The sequence below is a fragment of the Veillonellales bacterium genome (genome assembly GCA_039680175.1).
In the GTDB taxonomy this organism is placed as follows: Bacteria; Bacillota; Negativicutes; order JAAYSF01; family JAAYSF01; genus JBDKTO01.
In genome coordinates, this window is the sequence record JBDKTO010000036.1 from 45,758 (window position 1) to 67,987 (window position 22,230).

The 22,230-nt window shown below is 45.5% G+C and carries 18 protein-coding genes; 11 read left to right on the forward strand and 7 right to left on the reverse strand.

The genetic code is table 11. The features are described from left to right. Positions 1–142 precede the first annotated feature (142 nt). From ABFC84_05905 to nirJ2, 4 genes are all read left to right on the forward strand, one after another. The gene (locus ABFC84_05905) at positions 143–1,369 is read left to right on the forward strand and encodes an SLC13 family permease (GenBank protein ID MEN6412288.1); all 1,227 of its coding nucleotides are present in this window, start codon (positions 143–145) and stop codon (positions 1,367–1,369) included. A gap of 249 nt (positions 1,370–1,618) precedes the next feature. Beyond that, positions 1,619–2,221, forward strand: a complete 603-nt coding sequence (locus tag ABFC84_05910; GenBank protein MEN6412289.1) for a TetR/AcrR family transcriptional regulator — start codon at positions 1,619–1,621, stop codon at positions 2,219–2,221. A gap of 177 nt (positions 2,222–2,398) precedes the next feature. Then, the gene (nirJ1, locus tag ABFC84_05915) at positions 2,399–3,595 is read left to right on the forward strand and encodes a putative heme d1 biosynthesis radical SAM protein NirJ1 (GenBank protein MEN6412290.1); all 1,197 of its coding nucleotides are present in this window, start codon (positions 2,399–2,401) and stop codon (positions 3,593–3,595) included. 10 nt (positions 3,596–3,605) lie between these two features. Then, a complete protein-coding gene (gene nirJ2 / locus ABFC84_05920; GenBank protein MEN6412291.1) occupies positions 3,606–4,625 on the forward strand; it encodes a putative heme d1 biosynthesis radical SAM protein NirJ2 in 1,020 nt (339 codons plus the stop codon). Positions 4,626–4,704: 79 nt separating this feature from the next. Here the strand turns inward: nirJ2 and ABFC84_05925 are convergent, their stop codons facing one another. Continuing rightward, positions 4,705–5,094, reverse strand: a complete 390-nt coding sequence (locus ABFC84_05925; GenBank protein MEN6412292.1) for a helix-turn-helix transcriptional regulator — start codon at positions 5,092–5,094, stop codon at positions 4,705–4,707. Positions 5,095–5,614: 520 nt separating this feature from the next. Here ABFC84_05925 and ABFC84_05930 point away from each other — a divergent pair. The 4 genes from ABFC84_05930 to ABFC84_05945 all read left to right on the forward strand — a co-directional run bounded on the left by ABFC84_05930 (position 5,615) and on the right by ABFC84_05945 (position 9,934). Further along, complete coding sequence (locus ABFC84_05930) at positions 5,615–6,787, forward strand: methyl-accepting chemotaxis protein (protein MEN6412293.1); 1,173 nt, start codon at positions 5,615–5,617, stop codon at positions 6,785–6,787. 15 nt (positions 6,788–6,802) lie between these two features. Then, complete coding sequence (locus ABFC84_05935) at positions 6,803–7,276, forward strand: chemotaxis protein CheW (protein ID MEN6412294.1); 474 nt, start codon at positions 6,803–6,805, stop codon at positions 7,274–7,276. Positions 7,277–7,304: 28 nt separating this feature from the next. After that, entirely contained in the window at positions 7,305–8,414 is a 1,110-nt protein-coding gene (locus ABFC84_05940) for an HD domain-containing phosphohydrolase (GenBank protein ID MEN6412295.1), read from the forward strand. 314 nt (positions 8,415–8,728) lie between these two features. After that, a complete protein-coding gene (locus ABFC84_05945; GenBank protein ID MEN6412296.1) occupies positions 8,729–9,934 on the forward strand; it encodes an MFS transporter in 1,206 nt (401 codons plus the stop codon). Positions 9,935–10,016: 82 nt separating this feature from the next. On the opposite strand, the gene nifU is transcribed toward ABFC84_05945, so the two are convergent. From nifU to ABFC84_05965, 4 genes are all read right to left on the reverse strand, one after another. Beyond that, positions 10,017–10,445: a Fe-S cluster assembly scaffold protein NifU gene (gene nifU, locus ABFC84_05950; GenBank protein ID MEN6412297.1), complete on the reverse strand. Its 429-nt coding sequence runs from the start codon at positions 10,443–10,445 to the stop codon at positions 10,017–10,019. Between the two features lie 2 nt (positions 10,446–10,447). Further along, entirely contained in the window at positions 10,448–11,635 is a 1,188-nt protein-coding gene (gene nifS, locus ABFC84_05955) for a cysteine desulfurase NifS (GenBank protein MEN6412298.1), read from the reverse strand. Next, positions 11,628–12,068, reverse strand: coding sequence for an Rrf2 family transcriptional regulator (locus ABFC84_05960; GenBank protein ID MEN6412299.1), 441 nt, complete (start codon positions 12,066–12,068; stop codon positions 11,628–11,630). The genes nifS and ABFC84_05960 overlap by 8 nt, the downstream gene beginning before the upstream one ends. Before the next feature lie 192 nt (positions 12,069–12,260). Beyond that, complete coding sequence (locus ABFC84_05965) at positions 12,261–13,139, reverse strand: LysR family transcriptional regulator (GenBank protein MEN6412300.1); 879 nt, start codon at positions 13,137–13,139, stop codon at positions 12,261–12,263. A gap of 186 nt (positions 13,140–13,325) precedes the next feature. On the opposite strand from ABFC84_05965, the gene ABFC84_05970 reads away from it, so the two are divergent. From ABFC84_05970 to ABFC84_05980, 3 genes are all read left to right on the forward strand, one after another. Then, positions 13,326–14,543: an MFS transporter gene (locus ABFC84_05970; protein ID MEN6412301.1), complete on the forward strand. Its 1,218-nt coding sequence runs from the start codon at positions 13,326–13,328 to the stop codon at positions 14,541–14,543. A gap of 99 nt (positions 14,544–14,642) precedes the next feature. After that, positions 14,643–16,541 carry a sigma 54-interacting transcriptional regulator gene (locus tag ABFC84_05975; GenBank protein ID MEN6412302.1) on the forward strand — a complete coding sequence of 633 codons (1,899 nt, stop codon included), beginning with the start codon at positions 14,643–14,645 and terminating at the stop codon, positions 16,539–16,541. 192 nt (positions 16,542–16,733) lie between these two features. After that, entirely contained in the window at positions 16,734–17,615 is an 882-nt protein-coding gene (locus tag ABFC84_05980) for an isocitrate lyase/PEP mutase family protein (GenBank protein ID MEN6412303.1), read from the forward strand. A gap of 107 nt (positions 17,616–17,722) precedes the next feature. On the opposite strand, the gene ABFC84_05985 is transcribed toward ABFC84_05980, so the two are convergent. Next, positions 17,723–19,765: a methyl-accepting chemotaxis protein gene (locus ABFC84_05985; protein MEN6412304.1), complete on the reverse strand. Its 2,043-nt coding sequence runs from the start codon at positions 19,763–19,765 to the stop codon at positions 17,723–17,725. A gap of 237 nt (positions 19,766–20,002) precedes the next feature. Continuing rightward, the gene (locus ABFC84_05990; protein MEN6412305.1) at positions 20,003–21,712 is read right to left on the reverse strand and encodes a response regulator; all 1,710 of its coding nucleotides are present in this window, start codon (positions 21,710–21,712) and stop codon (positions 20,003–20,005) included. Positions 21,713–22,230 lie beyond the last annotated feature (518 nt).

The following is a 22,230-nucleotide window of genomic DNA, read 5'->3' on the forward strand; positions in this document are numbered from 1 at the left end:
CATCTTTTGATGCTGTGGGCCTTTGCTTTTAAGACGGATACGAGTTTGCAATGTGAATGTTCCTAGTTAATGTATAAACTTGTTCTGTTCATGACACGTGATATAATAATATTTTAGGTTAAAGGTAAGGGTGGGTAGTTCATTGGAATATAGGATAGACATGCTATGGGCCGGTTTAATATTGATTGCGGTACTTGTAATATTTACGTTGGGGAAAAGTCCGTTATTTCGGGTAGACCGAGCGGGTGCGGCTATCATCGGCGCGGTTGCTACAGTAGGTACGGGGGTTTTATCTTTTAAGGAAGCAACAGCAGCTGTTGATTTTAAAACGATTATCATTTTATTTTCCATGATGCTTATAGTGGCTAATTTAAAAGTGGCCGGTTTTTTCGAATTGGCCGGAGATGCCATCTGTCAACGAGTTGGAAGTAGAAGACAATTACTTTTTGCTGTTATTATGGTCAGTGGCATCATGTCGGCAATGGCGATCAATGATATTGTTTGCTTATTGTTTACACCGGTGGTGATGTTGGTATGTAAAAAAGCTCAGTGCGATCCGCTGCCTCATCTACTGGGAGTGGCGATGGCTTCCAATATTGGCAGCGCTGCCACACTATTGGGGAATCCCCAAAACATTCTGGTGGGAAGTTTATCCGGCATGTCATTTTTCACCTACTTGTTGGCTGCCGGTCCGGTATCATTTATCGGCTTAATTGCTGCCTATGCCGCAATTGCTTATTTTTATCGGAAGGAACTTGAAGGGTGTTTTATTACGCCTTCTCAAAATCACATCAATATTCATCCTTATTTAATTGCTAAAAGCTTGGTTGTGTTAATGCTTGTATTGGTCGCTTACTTGGCCGGTTATGATTTGGCACTGGTTTCCTGTTTGGGAGGAGCAGCACTACTGATTACTAGGCGTGTTAAACCTAATAAAGTATATGCAAGCGTTGATTTCAACCTCCTGGTTATTTTTATTGGCCTGTTTATCATTGTTGCCGGCGTTGAAAACAGCGGGTTGATAACTCTAGTATTTGACCATCTGTCTTTTTCAGGTTTCAACAGTATGGGATTGTTTGCTGCGATAACACTTGTTTTATCCAATGTCGTAAGTAACGTACCGGCTGTTTTATTGATGAAATTTTTGATACCGTTGGAGCAAGCGGAATATTGGTGGAAAGCGTTGGCCCTATTTTCAACATTGGCCGGAAATCTTACTATCTCCGGCTCAATTGCCAATTTGATTGTAGTGGAGATTGCCAAACGTGAAAATATTAATATAACTGCAGGAGATTATTTCAAAGTGGGATTTCCTCTTACCCTATTGACGATTATTAGTGGAGTATTATGGTTATCTATAGTTGGATAGTCATAAAAAAGGAGTCATCTAATGCCCTTAAGATTGACTGGGATAAATTAGCGAAAGATAATGAGAAGTACAAGGATGAATTTCGTTCCAGAGTGCCGGATAAATAAAATAAAGGCTTAACTGGCCCCTCAACCTGCCGGTTGAGCCTTTCGTTTAGTTTTAAAGGAATTTTTCACATTGTATTATTGGTTTTATTCAGTATAATTAAAAGCGTATAGTTGTTTAGGTTTGATATGGGAGGAACTTCCAATGGCAAAATCAATTAATCGTCGAGAAAGGAAAAAAATTAATTCAAAAAAAGCTATTATTGATGCTGCCGTAGCCTTATTTATTCAAAAAGGATACAGCGAGACATCTATTGCCGAGATTATGGGTGAAGCTGATCTGGGTCTTGGTACTTTTTATAATTATTTTCAATCCAAAGAAGAGATTCTCAAATATTTTCTGGCAGATATTATTGCCAAGACCAATCAGTCTTTTATAAACTTATCAAAAGAATCCAAGAGTGCTGCCGAAATATTGACGGAAATGTTTTTATTTACGGGAAGAATGCTGGATCAAAACCGGTTTGTGCTGCCGCTGTTTTTAAGCAGCGTTCATAAAAGCAGCGGGACTAAGAATTCTGCCGCAGCATCAGCCAATCGGCTGACCTTCAAGACTATTTTTGACAGCATTATTCGGGAAGGACAGGCGAAAGGGGAGTTCAGAAGGGATATCCCGGCGGAAGTCATAACGGAGATGTTTCATTCGATTTTTCAGGCTGCTTCCTTTAGCAGTCTGGACATCACCTTTATGGAAAATATTGAATACAAGCTCAAGCTGATTTTAGACGGGCTGATTTTGCAAAAATAATCGCTGAATCGCTAAAAAATGTCCATACATTTATTGACCTGCCGGCTAAAAGCGTGATACACTACAATTAATAATGAATCTAATTCAGTTATGAACAGAATTCTATTTTCTTTTGTTGCGGTAACGATTTTCAAAAAACCATAAGTATACACGAAGAAATTTTTTAGGTGGGATAATATGATAAGTGTTACGAAACTGCTGTTTGCAACCGAATATTTCGGCGATAGTTTGCGCTATAGCCGGCATTCCCGGGGAGCCCGCAATGGCGTTACAATTGATGCCGGGCCGGTTGTTGTGTGGAATTCAACAAAAACGTGCAACCTTCGCTGCCGTCACTGTTATATGGATTCGGATGCCCGGCAGTATCAGGATGAGCTGACGACAACTGAGGCGAAGCAATTTATTGATGACTTGGCGGATTTCCGGGTACCGGTTTTGTTATTTTCCGGCGGGGAGCCTCTTATCAGGCCCGATTTTTTTGAACTGGCTGCTTACGCAGCCGAAAAAGGCATCCGGCCGACTCTGTCAACGAACGGTACTTTAATTACGCCGGAGGTTGCCGGGCGGATTAAAGCGATCGGCGTTGGTTATGTCGGGATTTCCCTGGATGGGTTACGGGAAGTTAATGACAAATTTCGCGGGAAAAAAGGCGCTTTCCGGGCAGCCATGCAGGGAATTCAAAATTGTGTTGCCGCCGGACAGCGTGTCGGACTGCGGTTTACCATCAACCGTCATAATTTTCAAGAAATGGATCGGATTTTTGATTTTATTGAAGCGGAAAATATTGACCGGGTTTGCTTTTATCACCTGGTGTACTCCGGCAGGGGCAGCCAAATGCTGGGAGAAGATTTGACTCCCGCCGAGTCCCGGCAGGCCATGGACATTATTATCCGCCGGACGCGGGATTTTGAAGAACGGGGTTTGACCAAAGAAATCCTAACGGTGGATAATCATTGCGATGGGGTATACATGTATCTCAAGGCGCTGGAGAAAAATAATTATAAACAGGCCGAAAGAATTAAAAGACTGATATCGTTAAACGGCGGTAATCGTTCCGGGATTGCTTTTGCGGAAGTGGATCCCCAGGGGTTTGTCCATCCGGATCAATTTACCCAGCATTATACTTTCGGCAATGTACGGCAACGCAAATTCGGCGACATCTGGACCGATGCAAGCCAGCCGGTTCTGGCCGGACTGAAAGACCGCAAGCCGTTGCTGAAGGGCCGGTGTGCGGCCTGTCGGTACCTTGGCAGCTGCAACGGCAATTTCCGGACACGGGCTGAAGCCATTACCGGTGATTTTTGGGAATCGGATCCGGCCTGCTATTTGACGGACGAGGAAATCGGCATCGCCGATCGGCAGCTGTCGGTTTAACGCGTTTGATATTGTTTGTGAAGGAGAAGGACGGATGATTGTTTCCTGGAATACAACTAATGCCTGTAATATGTACTGCGATCATTGTTATCGGGATGCGGGCTGCAAGGCGGAAGAAGAATTGAATACAGCGGAAGCAAAAACTCTGCTGGAGCAAATCGTCAAAGCTGGCTTTAAAATTATGATTTTCAGCGGCGGCGAACCGCTGCTGCGTCCGGATATTGTTGAACTGGTTCGCTATGCGGCTTTGCTGGGGCTGCGGCCTGTTTTCGGCACCAACGGAACCTTAATTACATTAGACATGGCCCGGCAATTAAAAGCAGCCGGGGCTATGGGCATGGGCATATCCCTTGATTCTTTGGATGCTGCGAAGCATAATGAATTCCGTCGTTTTCCCGGTGCCTGGGAAGGGGCGGTGCGAGGAATGCGCAATTGCCGGGAAGTGGGACTGCCTTTTCAGATTCATACCACTATTATGGATTGGAATGCTCCTGAGATTGAAAAGATTACGGATTTTGCCGTCCAGGAAGGTGCTGTGGCGCATCACTTTTTCTTTTTAGTGCCTACCGGCAGAGCGGTTTCCATTGAAGCGGAATCCCTGAGAGCTGAGGCCTATGAAGCTACTCTGACGCGAATTTTGAAAAAGCAGCAGGAAGTCGATATTGAACTGAAACCTACCTGCGCTCCCCAATTCATGCGGATTGCCAAGCAAATGGGCATGAATTTGCGCTTCGGTCGCGGCTGTCTGGCCGGAACGGCTTATTGCATTATCAGCCCCAAGGGACAGGTGCAGCCCTGCGCTTATCTGAATATCCCCTTAGGGGATGTGAGAAAGACTCCGTTTGATGAAATTTGGCGTAACAATGAAGTGCTCCAGAAACTGCGGACTATGGAATACCAGGGCGGCTGCGGCGCCTGTGAGTACAAGCGGCTGTGCGGCGGCTGCCGGGCCAGGGCGGCCTATTACCATGACGGGGATTATATGGCGGAGGAGCCTTGGTGTTTGTATCACGGACGCCGGGGAGTATAGGATTTAAGTGTAATACTGGTATGGTAACGAAGAAGCACGATCTGTCGGGTAAGGACAGTCGTGCTTTTTTGTTATGACATTAAATATTCTGCGTATTTTCTTTTTTCACTGCCGGATCGTATTCGCCGAAAATTTTTTTGAATTGAATCCTTGTCCAGCCTTGCAAGTCACTGTCAGTGCTGTTCAGCAGTCCTGTTAGTACAGCCAGCATTTCTGCCAATTCCCCATCGGGTGCAGTTTCGTCATTGGAAGGGAACGGGGTGCCTTTACCCAATACCAGCCAGTCCAGTGACACTCCATAGGTAACACACACCTTCGCTAAAAATTCAAGGCTCGGCTTTGCGCCATGCTCAATGTTATTTACGTAACCGCGGGAAGCAGCAACTGATTCTCCAAAAGTTTTTTGCGACAGAGTTCCCCGGACCTGACGGATTTTTGCACCGATTTCTTCAAAATGTAGACTCGTCAACAACACCTCCTCAGGGTTGATGGATGATACTTATAAATATCATAATAAAATAAAGTAAAGTGAATTTAGGCACTGATAAATTTCAATTATCGATTGACTGAAATCTATTAATGTCATATAATGTATAATATATAGAAAAAAGTGTTAATTTTGTTACATTAAGTCTGCGTTAACAGGACATGATTAAAAATGAGGTGAAGCCTATCATAATGGAGTAAGCACAGAAAGCGCAGTAGTGCGCTGGTATCGTAAAAGAAGGCAAAACAGCAGGAACGATAATCCGGGCAAACGGCAAGCGCCTCCCATTTCCGGACGAAAGGGAGGGGTTGCATTATACTGGATTGCCAAGAAGGAGTGAAGAAGGCATAGAGATTGCTTCGCTGCCGTTCGCAGCGGGCAGGGAAAATTACACAGAGTAGCATGAAAGAATGTCTTTTACTCGTATTACTTCATTATACATTGAGTTCTGGTTAGGAAACAACCTAGAGGTTTATACAAAGCGGGAATTATGAGGCGGTGAGTGAATTTGGCGTTAACCGATCTGCGGGTGCATGAGCACGAAGTAGATTTTTTGAAATCGTATTTAAGTTCTATTATCAATGCTTTCGAGGATGGCGGATGTTTTGTCGTTGCCGATCTCAATACGGTAACGTATAAATTGGCGGAGAAATTTGACCTTCCGGGGGTGGAAGTCGGTTCGCAGCATGTCCAGGGCGGTGTTATCGCCCACGCGATTCAAACCGGTACAACAGGCATGCAGAAACTTAACCGGAATATATACGGTGTGAGAACAAAAGTTTTCAGCGGTCCCGTCTGGCAGGAAAACGACACGGACATTAGCGGCGCCTGGGCGTTGCTTCTTCCCCAGGAGCATAAACTGGGCGGCGCTTTCGAGCATTTCGCGCCGGTTATTACCGACCTGCTGCCGGAAGGCGGCGTTATATTTCTTACCGATAAAGAAAAATGCGTCAAACGGCAGGGGTCCGCTAAATTTGATATAGCCGAAGTGCAGGCGGGCGTGCCAATAAGGGACGGCAGCAGCCAAGCGGAAGCGATGAAACAAAAAAAGCAAGTTACGGTAGACGTTGATGCAGCGGTATTTGGCTTTCCGGTCAGGGCCATCGGGGTTCCTTTGCTGGATGACGCAAGCGGCGAAGTCGTTGGATCGTTTAACATTGCCATACCCCGAAAACTGGCTACCGATTTGAAGGAATTGGCGCAGAACCTTGATCAGGGGCTGACGGGAGTCGCAGCTGCGGTACAGCAGATTACTTCGGCGACGAATGACGCCAGCACCAACCAAAGCCATTTGCATGAGGAAATTGAAAATGTAAAAGGTCATTTGGACAAGATTAATGAAGTGATGGCTTTTATTAAAGACATTGCCGATGAAACGAAGATGCTGGGTCTGAATGCGGCGATTGAAGCGGCCCGGGTCGGCGATGCCGGCAGGGGATTCGGCGTGGTAGCGGAAGAAATCAGAAAACTGTCGGAAGAGTCAAAAAAGACTGTCGCTCAAATCAAGGAACTGACCAAACAAATCGAAGCATCAATGAATGAGACAGCGGACGCCTCCCAGTCCACCTTGGCGGTGACGGAAGAAACATCGGCGGCAGTGGAAGAAGTGAATGCGACAATTGAAGAAATGACCAGTATGGGGAATAACTTATCTGGTATGGCGGCAAACCTGTAGAAAGGAGCAGGAGCAATGGCGAAAGATAGTTTGAAGTTGGTCGTATTTACTATGGAAACGGATCAGACCGTGTACGAATACGGCATCCCTATCGGTCAGGTGCAGGAAATTACCCGGCCGAATAAAATTACCAAATTACCGGGGATGCCATCTTTTGTCGAAGGTGTTATGAATCTGCGGAAAAGTGTGATTCCGGTTGTTGATCTTAAGAAACGGTTTGGGATTGGCAGTACAGTGACGAAAGATACAACTCGGATTATTGTGGCCCAAGCTGGCGGGCAAAAATGCGGCCTTATCGTTGACGATATATTGGAAATTATTCCGGTGGCGGCGGAAGATATGGAACAGACGCCGTCGTTTGCCGGGGGCATAGGTTCCGAATATATTATCGGCATCGGCAAGGTGGATGACCGGTTGATTATTGCGCTTGATATGGATAAAATTCTGACTGGGAACGAAGAGCAAGCGCTGGAGAATATTGTTGTTTGATAACGGCTTATGAGGGCGGTTGAAACACATGCGGATAATTTCGCTGTCGCAAGCGCAGCCGGGAATGGTGATTGCGAGAAATGTGTTCGGTGCCGATGGAGATCTTTTGCTTGCCGGTGGAATGATACTGACGGAAAGTTATATTCGCCGGCTGCGGAGCTTGGGGATATATTCTATATATATTGAGAGTTTGTTAGGGGAGAATGTAGAAACTCCGGAAGTATTGCAGGAAAAGACGCGGACTATGGCTGTTGCCAGAATTCAGGAGACATTTAAAAATTTACGGAAGAGGCAAAGCACCTCTTGTGAAGCAGTCCACAAAATCGCCGCTACAATCGTAGAAGAAATCATGAATAACAAGTGTGCGATGGTTCAGTTGACCGATATCCGCACTTTTGACGACTATACGTTTGGTCATTCGGTCAATGTGTGTGTATTGGCGGTGCTGACGGGAATGGCGTTGGGGACGATGAACAGGGAGCGGCTGGAAAAGCTGGCGATGGGTGCTTTGCTGCACGACGTAGGCAAGATGATGGTACCGAACGAAATTATAAATAAGCCGGGGAAATTGGACGCCGGGGAATGGAAGATTATGCAGCAGCATTCCGCCTACGGTTTTGAAATCCTGCGGACTAAAAGCCGGGATTTGTCAATCATTTCCGCCCATGTGGCGTTTCAGCACCACGAAAAATTCAATGGCGAAGGCTACCCGCGGGGATTAAGCGGCGATCATATCCATGAATTCGCCCGCATTGTCGCTGTGGCGGATGTGTATGATGCATTGACGTCGGATCGGGTCTATAATAAGGCGATGCAGTTGCAGCAAGCGTATGAAATACTTTTGGCCGAGGCCAATACCCATTTTGATCCGGTAATTCTTCAGGCATTTTTAGAGCGCATAGCCATTTATCCGGCAGGATGTCTAGTGGAATTGAATACCGGCGATATCGGGATTGTCGTCAAGGTAATACCTAAGTTAGCGACGCGGCCGACAGTCAGGCTGATTGTAAACTGTGACGGGGACAGATATCCGGATAGGCCAGAGATTGATTTGAGTGTTGAGCATACGATTTTTGTCCGCAGAGTTTTGGCTGAAGCGGAATTATCCGAGTGGAATACTGATATTACCAGCCAATAGAGCGGCTGGTTTGCATAGGTGCCATTTACTGTAACTAATATTTTAAAAAGCAGTAGAAATCGCTAATTTTGCGTTTTCTACTGCTTTTGTGTTTGGCGACGCAGGAGAAAATTTTGACGAATGAAGTATAAAATTGAAATTTTCGCTATCGATTTATATTTAATTTTCATGTATTTTAAAGAAGACAGGAATTTTACATAATAGGCCAGAAACATATATCATATTTAAGAGAGTCATCTAACAAGGTATGAGTGCGTTTCTTTTTATATGTGATGCTCGAATAAATATGGCGAAGATAGAGGTGCGAATTTACATTGGCAGATCAAACTATCCAACAAAGACAAACAGGGCGTAAAGCTTTAAGTTTTGGTTGCTCGGCACATTTACTGCATGATGGTATCAGTGATACGTTATATGTTCTGTTTCCTATTTGGCAGGCGCAATTCGGCTTATCTTTTACCCAGGTCGGTTTTCTTAAGACCCTGTTTTCCGGGACGATAGCCAGTTTTCAGGTTCCGGCGGGCTTATTGGCAAATCGTATTGGCGCACTTCGGCTGGTATTATTGGGTACGGTACTGACGTGTATGGCGGTTATGGCGTTTGGCTGGGCGTCTACACCGATTCTGTTAGGACTTTTTTTGATCCTGGGAGGCTTAGGCGAGAGTGTTCAACATCCCCTGTCATCGTCAATCATTTCAGCGGCGTATCCAGAGGTGAAAGCAAGACGTACCGCACTTTCGACTTTTAATGTAGCCGGAGATTTGGGGAAGCTGCTTCTTCCTGGCATAACATCCTTTTTTATTTCCCTTTCCAATTGGGAAATAGCAACAAAAGTACTGGCGGTTTTTGGATTATCGGTAGTTTTTATCCTTTACTTGCTTGCCAGAAGGATGAAAGTAGCTGCGAAACCCAGCACAAAGAAACCATCCTATACACTGCTGGGGCTGAAAGGATATGAAGCTTTTTGGTCTCTTTCCACAATCGGGGTCATTGATAGTGCAACCAGGATGGGGTTTTTGACCTTCTTTCCTTTTCTGCTAAGAGAGAAAGGTGCTGATATTACCACGATAGGGCTGGCGTTAACATTAATTTTCGCCGGTGGTGCCGTTGGAAAATTAGCCTGCGGTGTGTTAGCAACACGATTGGGGATTTTGCGCAGCGTAATAGTAACTGAAATCATTACCGCTGTATGCATTGGCGGAATGATGATATTGCCTTTGGGAAATGCGATCCTATTAGCTTCGATACTGGGAATCGCGCTTAACGGTACTTCATCCGTTCTTTATGGCAGTGTTCCTGAGCTGGTTTCAGAAGAAAAACGCAGCCAATCTTTTGCTTTGTTTTATACTGCGACTATTGGTGCCGGGGCTATATCACCGCCGGTTTACGGCTTTGTAAGTGATGTGGTTGGAATTCAAACTACAGTCGTCATTATTGCTCTGATTGTTTTGCTTACCATTCCCTTAACCGTACCCCTGCGCGGCAAACTGGGGACAGCTGCAACGGTTCAAAGACATTAAAACGGTAAGCAGACTTTTGACGAAAACGGCCAAAATCATTGATAAAATAAATGATTTTGACCGTCTTTTAACGTACTATAATTTACTCACCGTGGACTTGGGCATGAATATCGTTATGTTCCTTAATGTCCCAGGGCTCCAACCCGATGGAAACACGATAATCGTTAATGGCCTTGTGGACAGCCTCTTCCGCCAGCACGGAACAGTGCATTTTTACCGGCGGAAGTCCGTCAAGGGCTTCCGCGACTGCCTTATTGCTCAGTTCCCAGGCTTCTTCCAGGGTTTTGCCTTTAATCATTTCCGTTGCCATGCTGGAAGAGGCGATGGCAGAACCGCAGCCGAAGGTATTAAATTTTACATCCTCAATACGATTATCTTTGACCTTTAAATATATTTTCATAATATCGCCGCAGACCGGATTGCCGACTTCGCCAACTCCGTTGGCATCGTCAATTTCGCCGACATTTCTGGGATTCATAAAATGATCCATTACTTTTTTACTGTACTTCATAGTTAATTGCCTCCTTGCTTTAAATATTCTTTCCATAAGGGGGACATATCGCGCAGCCGCTGCACAATTCCCGGCAGTACTTCGATGGTGTAGTCGATATCCTCTTCCGTTGTGGCGCTTCCCAGAGTAAGCCGCAGTGAGCCATGAGCAATTTCATGGGGCAGCCCGATAGCTAATAGGACATGGGAAGGATCAAGGGAGCCGGAGGTGCAGGCACTGCCGCTGGAGGCGGAGATGCCTTTGCTGTCCAGCAGCAGCAGCAGAGATTCGCCTTCAATGAACCGAAAGCACATATTGACATTTCCCGGCAGACGCTTGTCCCCGGCGGGACCGTTCAGTTTGCTGTGGGGAATAGAGGAAAGACCTTGAATCAGCTTATCCCGCAAACGGCGTAAACGCTCGCTCTCTCCTTGTATGTCGGCTGTTGCCATTTCAATGGCTTTGCCTAAGCCGACGATGCCGGCAATATTTTCCGTGCCGGCTCTTCTGCCTCGTTCCTGCCCGCCGCCGTGAATCAGATTTTCGATTTTTACGCCTTTACGGATATAGAGGACGCCAACGCCTTTCGGTCCGTAAATTTTGTGACCGGCCATTGATAACAGATCGACATTCAGGGCTTTTACATCAATCGGCACATGCCCGACTGCCTGTACGGCATCGGTATGAAAGTAGATCTTTTTCTCCCGGCAGATTTTGGCGATTTCACTGATCGGCTCAATAGTGCCGATTTCATTGTTGGCAAACATGATCGAAACCAGAATGGTTTTGTCGGTAATTGCCTGGCGCAGTTCATCAAGGTTGATAAAACCTTGGGAATCAACCGGCAGATAGGTGACTTCGAATCCGTTCTTTTCTAAAAACTGGCAAGCGTGTAAGACAGCATGATGTTCAATTTTGGTGGTTATAATATGATTTCCCCGATTTTTATTGGCAAAGGCGATGCCTTTTAAAGCCCAGTTATCCCCTTCGGAGCCGCCGCCGGTGAAAAAGATTTCGCTTTTATCGGCGTTCAGGGCTTTGGCTGCTTGTTCCCGGGCCTCATCAATGGCTGTTTCCGTGATCCGTGCCAGGGAGTAGATGGAAGAAGGATTGCCGTAATAAGTATTCAGATAGGGGAGCATTTCATCGAAAACTTCCGGTTTGATGTAGGTTGTTGCCGAATGATCCAGATAAATATGTTTGTCACTCATGAGTAGCACCTTCCTTGTTGTTTTTCATTTTAGTATAGTCATCAACCATATCCCCCAGGGTGGTCGACTTTAGCACGCTGTCAATACTTTCTTTGATTCGGACCCAGAGAAGCCTGGTCGGACAGCAGTCGATATTAGTGCAGGAAGTATCTTCAATGCAGTCGGATATCTCAATAGAGCCTTCGAGAACATCCATAATATCGTAGACGGTTATTTCCTGGGGCGGTCTGCTTAAAGTATAGCCGCCGTAGGCACCACGGATGCTCTTGATGATGCCGGCTTTGCGGAGCTGGGCAAATAATTGTTCCAAATAGCATTCCGATACGTTTTGCCTTTCCGCAATTGATTTTATGGAGATGTGTTCTTTCCCATAGTGGATCGCAAGATCTACTGCCGCTTTTACTCCATAGCGGCCTTTGGTTGATAATTTCATTGAACTTCACCACCATTAATCCTAGTAATATACTATGCATTATTAGAGTAACAAATCCGATGAATTTTGTCAACATTAAAAATAAAAATTATCGGCTGGCGGGAAGTTGATGCAATTACAACTATTTGCTGAGCGATGAGCCATGTTCCGACCGGTTATGCCCTGATACGTCAACAGCCAATCGCCCCGTGCTCACTTCCTGAACCATTCCGCGACAAAGTCTTTGAACCGCTTGGCTGCCGGCGATAAATACCGGCCTTTTTTCCAGGCAATTCTGATAGTACGGGAACAGGCAGGATTGGAGATAGGTAAAAAAACAGTATTTATATGTTCCAGACCAGGACTTTGGGGGATAAGTGCGACTCCAAGGCGGGCCTCCACCAGTCCGGCGACGGTCATAATCTCTTCCCCTTCAAAGGTTATCAACGGATGAATAGATGCAGCCTTAAACAATTGATCCATCAAAACCCGGAGACCATAATTTTCCTTGAAAGTAATTATCGGCTCATGGGCGATTTCCTCCAAGGCAATTTGAGACCGCCCGGCCAGATGGTGATTGGAGGGAACGCAGACGAAAATTTTTTCCTTATAGAGGTCGGCCCATTCGATAGAATCATTCGTTGGCATATCGGAGCAAAGACAGAGATCAATTTCTCCCAGCATAAGCTGATGCAACAAGAGAGGAGCGCCGTTTTGATATAGCTTAAATTCAATTTGGGGATAGCGATTGCGAAAGCTCCCTAATAGATTGGGTACGATATTCAATCCCAAAGAATGTAAAAAAGCTAAAGCGATACTGCCATGTTCCGGATTGAGTAAATCAAGGATGATTTGTTTGCCTGCGGCAATTTCATGCAGAGCCCTTTCCACATGTTCTAAAAATATTTTTCCGTGATTATTTAAAATAATACTTTTTCCGCAACGCTCAAACAGGGGAAAGCCGAGTTCATTTTCCAATTTGGCAATCGAACGGCTGAGAGCTGACTGGGACAAGGCTAATTTCTCGGCAGCATGGGTAAAATGCTGCATTTCGGCCAATGTTTTAAAGTAAATAAGCTGGTTCCATTCCAAAATACATACCTTCTTTTTTTCGCTGTAAAATTATCATACTCGAATTGACAAAAATTATCTATGATTTTTGCAAAACATCATGCATAATAAACATGATTATTATACTGATAATGCATTGGACGTATTATAAAATAAGGTCTACTATAGAGAAAAGACAAACCCATTGTTGGTGAAAGGTTGATTGGGATGAATAACTATATACAAAAAGGAACTCCCCAGTATTGGAGGGCTCTTTCTGCTTTGTTTTTAGGAACTTTGGCAGCTTTTGGCGTGATGTATTGCACACAGCCTCTTATTCCGGTTTTTTCGAAGGAGTTTGCCTTAACTCCTTCCGTTGCCAGTTTGGCCATGTCCTTTACCAGCGGCGGAATGGCATTATCCATGCTGGCCATTGCCGGCCTGGCCGGTTTTTTGGATCGAAAAATAACCATGGCTGTTTCTTTGTTTGGTTCGGCTGTTTTGACGGTGGCTGTTGTTCTTAGCAGCGATTTCACCACTATTTTGCTTTGCCGGGCGGCTCAGGGAATTTTGCTGGCAGGTTTTCCCGCCATTGCCATGGCGTATATCAATGAAGAATTTGAACCGGGAATTACCGGCTTGGTGATCGGAGTTTATATTAGCGGAACATCCATCGGCGGGCTATGCTCCCGGCTGCTGGTCAGTGCTCTGACGGATTTTTTCTCCTGGAAGATTGCCTTGGGATGTATTGGATTGTTAGGCTTTTTTATCGGTATCTGGTTTTGGTTTGGAATTCCCCAGTCCAAACATTTCGTGCCGCAGAAGCATTTACCGCAGAATATGGGAAGCGATCTACTGCAAAATTTGCGTAACCCCCTGATTCTCCGGCTCTATTTGATTGCTTTTGCCATTATGGGATCTTTTATGGCGGTCTATAATTTTATTGGTTATTCCTTAATGGCGCCGCCGTATAATTTCAGTCAGACGGCAGTTGGCGGCTTGTTTACCCTCTATTTGATCGGCACTTTCAGTTCCACCTTTATGGGCGGTATGGCCGACCGGCATGGCAATGCCAAAATTCTCTGTTTGTCCATTTTTTTGATGCTGTTCGGCGGCATTGTTACTTTGGCCGCTAGTTTGATCATCAAGATTATTGGTTTGGCTATTTTTACCTTTGGCTTTTTCGGCAGCCATTCCACAGCCTGCAGCTGGGTAGGAAAAAGCTGTTTGGGAGATAAGGCACGGGCCGCTTCCCTGTACCTGCTTTTTTATTATTTTGGCGCCAGTGTGATTGGAACCGCCGGTGGGGTGTTTTTATTCCACTACGGCTGGCCGGGCGTGATTTTACTTGTCGGCGTTGTTCTGGGAGGATCATTGCTGCTTTCCGCAGTATTAATATTGAAGAAAACGCACCATGGACGGTTGATCGATTTTCATTTTCAATAGAAAATTTAACTCCAATTCCCGCAAAAAAAGGACAATTTTCTATCAATACTGAATTGTAAAAAATATAGCGGTTCTTTGCTTGCGGGGAGGGTTATTTCTATGCTTGAAAATCAGCACGTGGTTACAGTTGGTATTGTTTCACCGTTTGATACTTTTACGCGTCAGGCCCGGCTTCTGGCCGGCACGATTCCCAATATCAAGCTGGAGATATATGAAGCAGCTTTGGAAAAAAGCCGCGACATAGTCAGTAAACTGACCGACCGGCGGGTGGATGTTGTCGTCAGCCGGGGTGCTACTGCCGAATACTTGAAGCCATATACTCAATTACCGGTAGTGAGTTGTAACATTACCTTCTATGATTTGGCTCTTGCCTGCCGTAAAGCGAAACAATACGGCAGTAAAATTGCCATTATCCTTTTCGGCTCCAGCGACTTTGATATCCCATTTCTGTCGGAACTGCTTGGTATCCAAATTGTTCATATTCCCAGCTATACTAATTCATTGGAAATTAAACGGGGTATTGACTCTTCAGTTGCCCAGGGATACAAAGTTATTGTCGGCAGCGCCCTGGCTGTCAGCTATGCTGAAAAGATGGGAATTCCGGGACTGGTAGTGGAGTCGTCATCTCAGTCAATACAGGATGCTATTGCTGTTGCCGCTCACTTGGCCCGGGTTCGCCGGGCAGAGCGGGAACAGGCGGAAAAGATGCGGGTTATTCTTGATTTTGCCTATAGCGGTGTCATTGCTGTCGATGCTCGGGGCAGGATTGAGGTATTCAATGAAACAGCCAGGAAAATTATCGGCGTGACCAGAGACTGCATTGGCCGGAACATCGAACAGGTCGTTCCGAATACCCGCTTGCCTGAAGTCGTCAAAAAAAACGAACCACAGATTGGTGAAATTCAGCGAATTAGCGCTGCAACCTCCATATTGACCAGCCGGGTTCCCTTATTGGTGGAAGGGGAAGTTATCGGTGCAGTGGCTACTTTTAACGAAGCCACTCACATTCAACGCTGGGAGCAGAAACTGCGGAAAGAACTGATAGGCAAGGGGTTGGTTGCGAAAAAAACATTTGATGATATCTGCCGCTGCAGTGCTCCGCTGAAGGACGCGGTGGAAAAGGCTAAACAGTTTGCCGCTTCTGATCTTCCGGTCCTGATTTATGGTGAAACCGGCACAGGGAAAGAAGGCTTTGCCCAAAGTATTCACAATGCCAGTTCCCGGTCATCCGGTCCCTTTGTAGCCATTAATTGTTCCGCATTGCCGGAAACACTGCTGGAAAGCGAACTGTTTGGCTATGAAGAAGGTGCGTTTTCCGGCGCTCGGCGCGGCGGCAAGCATGGTTTATTTGAACTTGCCCATGGCGGGACTATTTTTCTGGATGAAATCGGCAGTATTTCTGTTTCCCTGCAGTCCCGCCTGCTGCGAGTATTACAGGAAAAGGAAGTGATGCGGGTGGGATCCGACCGGATCATTCCCGTCGATTTCCGTTTGATTACGGCTACTAATGTTGATTTGGCCGGCCAATTGCGGGAGGGAAAATTCCGTTCCGATTTATATTTCCGCATCAATGTTCTCCGTTTGCCATTGCCTGCTTTGCGGCAGTGCCCCGAAGATATATCCTATTTAGCCGGAGTTTTTCTGGAACGGGCGGGACTGAACACAGAGGAGATACTGACTCCGGCTGCATTTTCCCGGCTGCAGCAATATTCCTGGCCGGGAAATATTCGTGAATTGGAGTCCTTTTGCCGGCGACTGGCTATTTTGTCGAAAAGCCAGTCGATAGAAGAGATTCTGGACGAATTTACCAACGAGCTGCAGCCGCCTTCGGCCGCTCCAGAACTGACGAAGCCGGATATTGTTTTGACTATTGGCCCCTGGCAGGAAATGGAACGGGAGATTTTTCATCAGGCTGTCCGGCATTTTGGCAATAACCGCACGCTGGCCGCTAAAATCATGGAAATTAGCCGCTCGACCTTATGGAAGAAAATGAAATAATATGAAATGTTTAAATGGCGCACATCGTTTGCACCATTGTTTTATTTTTGAACGATATTTTTAAATATAGAAAGAAATATCGCAATATTCCCATTGGCACGAATATTGCATAATAGTAAGGTATTAGGTTGCGAGCTAAAATTATCATACCTTTGATTATTTATCTATAATAAATTGAAGGAGTGTTGTTAAATGAAATCGACTACACAATTACGCCATCTTTTGGAAAAAAGCAACAAGGGGGAGATCCTTGTTGCTCCTGGAGCTCATGATGCTTTAAGTGCCCGTCTGGTAGAAGCTGCCGGATTTAATGCCGTATATATGACCGGTTATGGAGCTTCGGCCAGTTTGCTTGGCAAACCGGATGTCGGACTGCTGACACTTAGTGAAATGGCCAATCAGGCTCACCGCTTCGCTTCGACAGTCAGCGTGCCGGTCATTGCCGACGGAGACACCGGCTATGGCAATGCCGTCAATGTGCAGCGTTCCGTCCGGGAATACGAGGCGGCCGGAGCCGCGGCTATTCAGCTGGAAGATCAAGTAGCCCCGAAAAAATGCGGTCACATGCTGGGACGGGAAATCATAGCGGCCGAGGAAATGGTTGGCAAGATCCAGGCAGCGGTGGAAGCCCGCAAGGATAAGGATTTCGTCATTCTCGCCCGTACCGATGCCCGTACTAACTACGGAATTGAAGAAGCGATTCGCCGGGGAAAACTTTATCAGGAAGCGGGAGCGGATGTTTTGTTTATTGAGTCGCCGGAGAATGTTGATGAAATGAAGCGAATCACGTCCAGTTTTCAGGTTCCGGTGCTGGCCAATATGCTGGAACGGGGCAGAACGCCGCTTCTGACAACCCAGGAATTGCAAGCTATCGGCTACAACTTGGTTATCTTCTGCGTGGCTTCTACTTATGTTACGGCTAAGGCAGTGTTTGATTATTTACTGCATCTGAAAAAGGAAGGAACCACAAAGGATTTGATCCAAGACAGTATGATGCCTTTCCCGGATTTTAATAAATTTATCGGTCTTGATGAAATCCGGTTGATTGAAAAGAAATATGCCGGACGGGAATAATCAGTTTCAGATGTGAGCAGCTAGGGAAATAGCTTAAATCGTAAAACGAGTCCGTATCACAAGAGTGGTACGGACTCGTTTTACGGTTTATCGTCGAGCTAATCAAATCATATCTGGAACTTTTCGATGGCTGCCTGCAGATCGGTAGCCAGTATGGCCAGGCTTTGACTGGAAGATGCGATTTCTTCCATGGACGCGGACTGCTCTTCGGTGGCGGCGGAAACGGTCTGAGATTCTGCCGCTGCCTGTTTGCTGGCGGTATCAATTTCTTTGATCGAGGCGACCAGTTGCTGGTTGCCGGCGGCGATTTGGTGGATGGATGCGGAAATATCTTTGATTTCATTAGATAAGTTGAGGATAGCTCCTGCGATATTCTTAAACGTTTCGCCGGTGCCATTGACCAGGGAAATGCCTGTCTGAATGCCAGTGGTGCTGGTTTGAGTGGCAGTGACGACTTGAGTCATATTGATTTCATTTTTTTCAATCAGGGAGCCGATTTTCTGGGCGGCTTGATCAGACTCTTCGGCTAGTTTCCTGACTTCTTCGGCTACCACGGCGAAACCTCGTCCGTGCTCGCCGGCCCGTGCCGCTTCAATAGCGGCGTTTAAAGCCAGAAGGTTGGTCTGGCCGGCAATGTTGGAAATCAACGTCACGATTTCCCGGATTTCCTGGGAGCTTTTGTTTAGCTCGGTAATACTGTTTTCGGTAGCGGCAGCGACTTTGCCGACGTCGTTCATTTGGGAAATGGTTTGTTCTACCGTCTGACGGCCTTGTTCCGCCGTTTGCGAAGTGGAATCGGCAATGGTGGATACGTCTTTTGCTGCTTGTGAGATTTCCTGTACCTTATCCGACATGGCTTGAGTCACTGTCATGACCTGATTGGCGGCAGTCGCCTGTTGTTCTGCGCCGTGGGCGATCTCGGTGATGGAGCCGGCCACCTGGTTGGCAGCATCGGCGGATTGGTGGGCGCTGGCCGTCAGTTCCTCGCTGGAAGCTGCCAATTGGTGAGACTGGCTTTGGATCTGCTGTACCAGATTGCGCAGACCATCGTTCATGGCAATAATATTATCGGATAATTGACCAAATTCACTGTTGTCATGAATTGTTTTTTTGATGGGTTTTAACTGACCGGTGGCAATATCCTGAGTGACTTGGCTGATACGAATGATGGGCCGAACAAAAGAGTTGCTTTGCCAAAAGGTGATGCCAAGGACAATCAGCAGGCAAAGAATGGACAGGCCGATCTGAGCTCGGGACAAGGCCGTGATTTCGCTGGTGGCATCTGCTTTCGTTGTAGTCATGAATAGAACCCAATGTTGGCCGCCAGGTAGATCGATCGGGGTGAAGAAACCGATTTGGTCGAAACCTGTTGTCGATTTATATTCCACTTGGACACGCTTGCCTTTTTCCGTGGATTCGGCAAAAGCAGCCATGAATTTCGGGTCAAGGCCGGCTCCGCTGCTTAGTTTGTTCTTTAATTCGCCGGAAATTTCGCCGGTTTTTACGTTCATATTGCCAACTAGTTCCGGACGGGTCGGATGGGCTAAATATAGACCGGAGTCATCCAGCAGCGCTCCATAGCCTTCTTGCTTGAATTTGATATCCTTAATAATCGGTAATAACTTGTCCAGAGAATAGGTTCCATAGATTACGCCGATCAGCTGACCGGAGCGGAGAACGGGAACAGTGAGAGCAATCGTTTGCTGCTGGGTAGAGCGTGATATGTAAGGCTCTGAAATATATGACTTTTTCGTTTGGATAACTTTTTGAAAATATTCCCGATCGAAGCTGCCGGAACCATCCCCGGCGTCATTGATAGACAGCCCGTCCGGGGAGGCGAAAAAGATATGATCAAATTTGCCGATACGCTGCTGTGCTTCTTTTAAAGCCGGTTGAATCTGGCCTTTATCGCCGCTTTGCACTCTTTCCATACTGGCAAGATCTTCTAACTGAATCAGGGAGGTGCTGAGTTCGGTTTTCACATGAGCGGCGGCGGCGGTGACCGTGGATTGTTCCGTTTGATCCAGACTTTCTTGCAGATATTTTTCAGAAAAATAATAACTGACGCCAGACACGACCAGCAGAGTGCCGACAACCAGGATACCAATGAGACGCATGAGCCGGAAACGGATACTGTGAGTAAGTTTCATAATGTGCTTATTCTCCTTTTTGGTTTTTTCAATCAAAATTTTTATCGTATGCTGCATCCCTTTAAAAATAGTAAAAATATAGGGACTTTTTAGAATATATCTTAAGTGTAACATTTTGGTATTTGAAAGACACTGACTGCTATAGTTGAATTTATCATTTTTTTTCGGCTCATTTGGCTAGTTGTTCTCCAGAAAGAAAATAAAAGAAACCACCTGGCGTGTGTCAGGTGGTTTTGCTCAGACCATTTGCTTGATTTTCCATATATTTAAAGCGATTTTCAGATCAAACCGTTCTTGCTGGGATTGTAGATCGTATCCCAGTTCTTTGATTTTATTCAATCGATATTTCAAGCCGCTAACAGATAACGCGGATTCTTTCGAGGTTTCCTGAATGCTGTTATTGTCTAAATACTGATCCAGGGTTTTGAGTAATTCCGTATTATATTTTTTATCATGAGCGATAAGCCGGTTCAATTTTTCCTCCATAAAATTCAACAATTCTTTTTTGTTATTAGCGCCGAACAGTAAGGCCAGGGAACCTAAATCGTCGTAAAAAGCCATTCCGCTGTTTTGATTGAACATTTTGGCAATAGCCAGGCATTCAACGGCCTGGTGATACGCTTTTGCATAGTCGGTGGCTTCCCCGGTGATACGGCTGACGCCGAAGAAAAAAGAAAGCTGTGAAAAATGAAGGGTGAGCTTTTGTTTGATTTGACAAAGCACAGCGGCCACTTTCTCTTTAGTGCAATGATTTTTCCAGGGCAGCAGGAATATAATTTTTTCTTTATGCCGTCCGCAAAGAATTGACGGATGACAAGTCTTTAAAAAGACAGTAATAAAGTCCAGAAAAGCAGTATCAGCCAATAAGACTGCTTTTTCGGCAGTATACGGCTTGGCTTTTGAATCGCCGGCTTCCATAACGATAAGCGTATGAGCGGCGGAAACATCAAACCCAAGCCGGTCTGCCCATACTTTCAGAGTTTGCTCGTCAGCCGGGGCTCTTGTAAGCAGGCTGTCTAAAAAATTTCCGCAAAACTGCTGTTTCAAATCAACAATGGTCTTTTGTTTCATGAGTTCAATGGCATAAATATTGGCGGAATTCCGGATAGCCGGGATAAAATCCTGCTTTGTTTTATTATTTGGTATGGCAACAATATAACCGCAAGTTTCAGCTTTGACGACGATGGGAACAAAGGCACAAGGATAAACGTCGTTTTCTATTTTAAAATCGACCCAGGCAGGAGCTGCCTCGGTCGCTAACCCGCCGGCTGCTTGCTTGCCGGTAAAAAAGTTTGCCGTATTTTCAAGAAAAGATTGTATTTTTTTCTGCAACAGTAAATAGGGCTTTTTATCCCAGGCAGGCATGACCAATGTTTGAATTTTATCATTAAAAACCAGAATGGCACTATCGGTTATCGCGGATAATGTTTTGGTGATGCCGCGAAGTCCCTCGCCGCACAATGCTAACTGGATTAAGCGCTGCTGGATATTAAAAAGTTTTTGCAAATGTAGATTCTGCTGTCGAATCGTTTTATTTGCTGTTTCTAATTCTCTTGCGTAGTTCTGCGCGGTTTCTTTTGATTTCTGCAGTTCTAAATGCACCCTGATTCGGGCGCACAGTTCCTGGGAGCAAAATGGTTTTGTGATATAATCCTGTCCGCCTGAATCAAATCCGTTGACTACATTGCGGGAATCCGAAATAGAAGTAATGAAAATGATAGGAATATCCAGGGTCGCCGGTTGATGTTTCAGTGTTTTGCAGACGGTAAGCCCATCCATTTTCGGCATAACGATATCTAATAGGATTAAATTTGGGCAGCTTGTGTTTGCCAGTTCAATGGCTGCCTGACCATTGGTTGCCTCCAGTATTTCATAGTCGGTTTCCAAAAATTTGCGAATGATTTTTATTTCCACCGGACTATCGTCCACAATTAAAATTTTTGCCATAGGGCACCTCCAGTTGGTTAGGTAGTAAAACTAGTCGGGCAATGCGGTTATTCGCATGAGTTTTACCTTTTCTACATATTTCTATATTAATAATATCGACAAAACCATCTAATTTATTAAGAATTTCGACAAATCAGCCAATTTAAAGGAAATGCTTGGTTTAACTCGAACCTTATGCATAAAAAAATCATACCGGTCGGAATCGGAAATGAAATAAAGCAAAAAAACGAGGAAAAAAGAGATAGGGGAAGCAGGATTCTTTAAAACTTTATAATTACACTGATTTAATTCTTTTTGATTTTATCTCACTAAAGTATAATGGAATCTGTGGATATAAATTATACTGGAGTGGAGGATTTATCTATGAAAAAAATAGTGGCCCTGGTAGTGTTGGTCATGATGGCCGGCGCGGTTTTAGCCGGATGCGGCAGCACCAATACAAAAGCACCGGAGCAGAAAAAAATTGTAATTGGGCTGGATGATAATTTTCCGCCAATGGGTTTTCGGGATGAAAAGAA

Coding starts and splice junctions, on each gene's coding strand:
- ABFC84_05980 (MEN6412303.1), top strand. CDS start 16,734: ATGAAATCGACTACACAATTACGCCATCTTTTGGAAAAAAGCAACAAG.
- ABFC84_05910 (MEN6412289.1), top strand. CDS start 1,619: ATGGCAAAATCAATTAATCGTCGAGAAAGGAAAAAAATTAATTCAAAA.
- ABFC84_05940 (MEN6412295.1), top strand. CDS start 7,305: ATGCGGATAATTTCGCTGTCGCAAGCGCAGCCGGGAATGGTGATTGCG.
- nirJ1 (MEN6412290.1), top strand. CDS start 2,399: ATGATAAGTGTTACGAAACTGCTGTTTGCAACCGAATATTTCGGCGAT.
- ABFC84_05990 (MEN6412305.1), bottom strand. CDS start 21,712: ATGGCAAAAATTTTAATTGTGGACGATAGTCCGGTGGAAATAAAAATC.
- ABFC84_05985 (MEN6412304.1), bottom strand. CDS start 19,765: ATGAAACTTACTCACAGTATCCGTTTCCGGCTCATGCGTCTCATTGGT.
- nifS (MEN6412298.1), bottom strand. CDS start 11,635: ATGAGTGACAAACATATTTATCTGGATCATTCGGCAACAACCTACATC.
- ABFC84_05935 (MEN6412294.1), top strand. CDS start 6,803: ATGGCGAAAGATAGTTTGAAGTTGGTCGTATTTACTATGGAAACGGAT.
- ABFC84_05975 (MEN6412302.1), top strand. CDS start 14,643: ATGCTTGAAAATCAGCACGTGGTTACAGTTGGTATTGTTTCACCGTTT.
- nifU (MEN6412297.1), bottom strand. CDS start 10,445: ATGAAGTACAGTAAAAAAGTAATGGATCATTTTATGAATCCCAGAAAT.
- ABFC84_05960 (MEN6412299.1), bottom strand. CDS start 12,068: ATGAAATTATCAACCAAAGGCCGCTATGGAGTAAAAGCGGCAGTAGAT.
- ABFC84_05970 (MEN6412301.1), top strand. CDS start 13,326: ATGAATAACTATATACAAAAAGGAACTCCCCAGTATTGGAGGGCTCTT.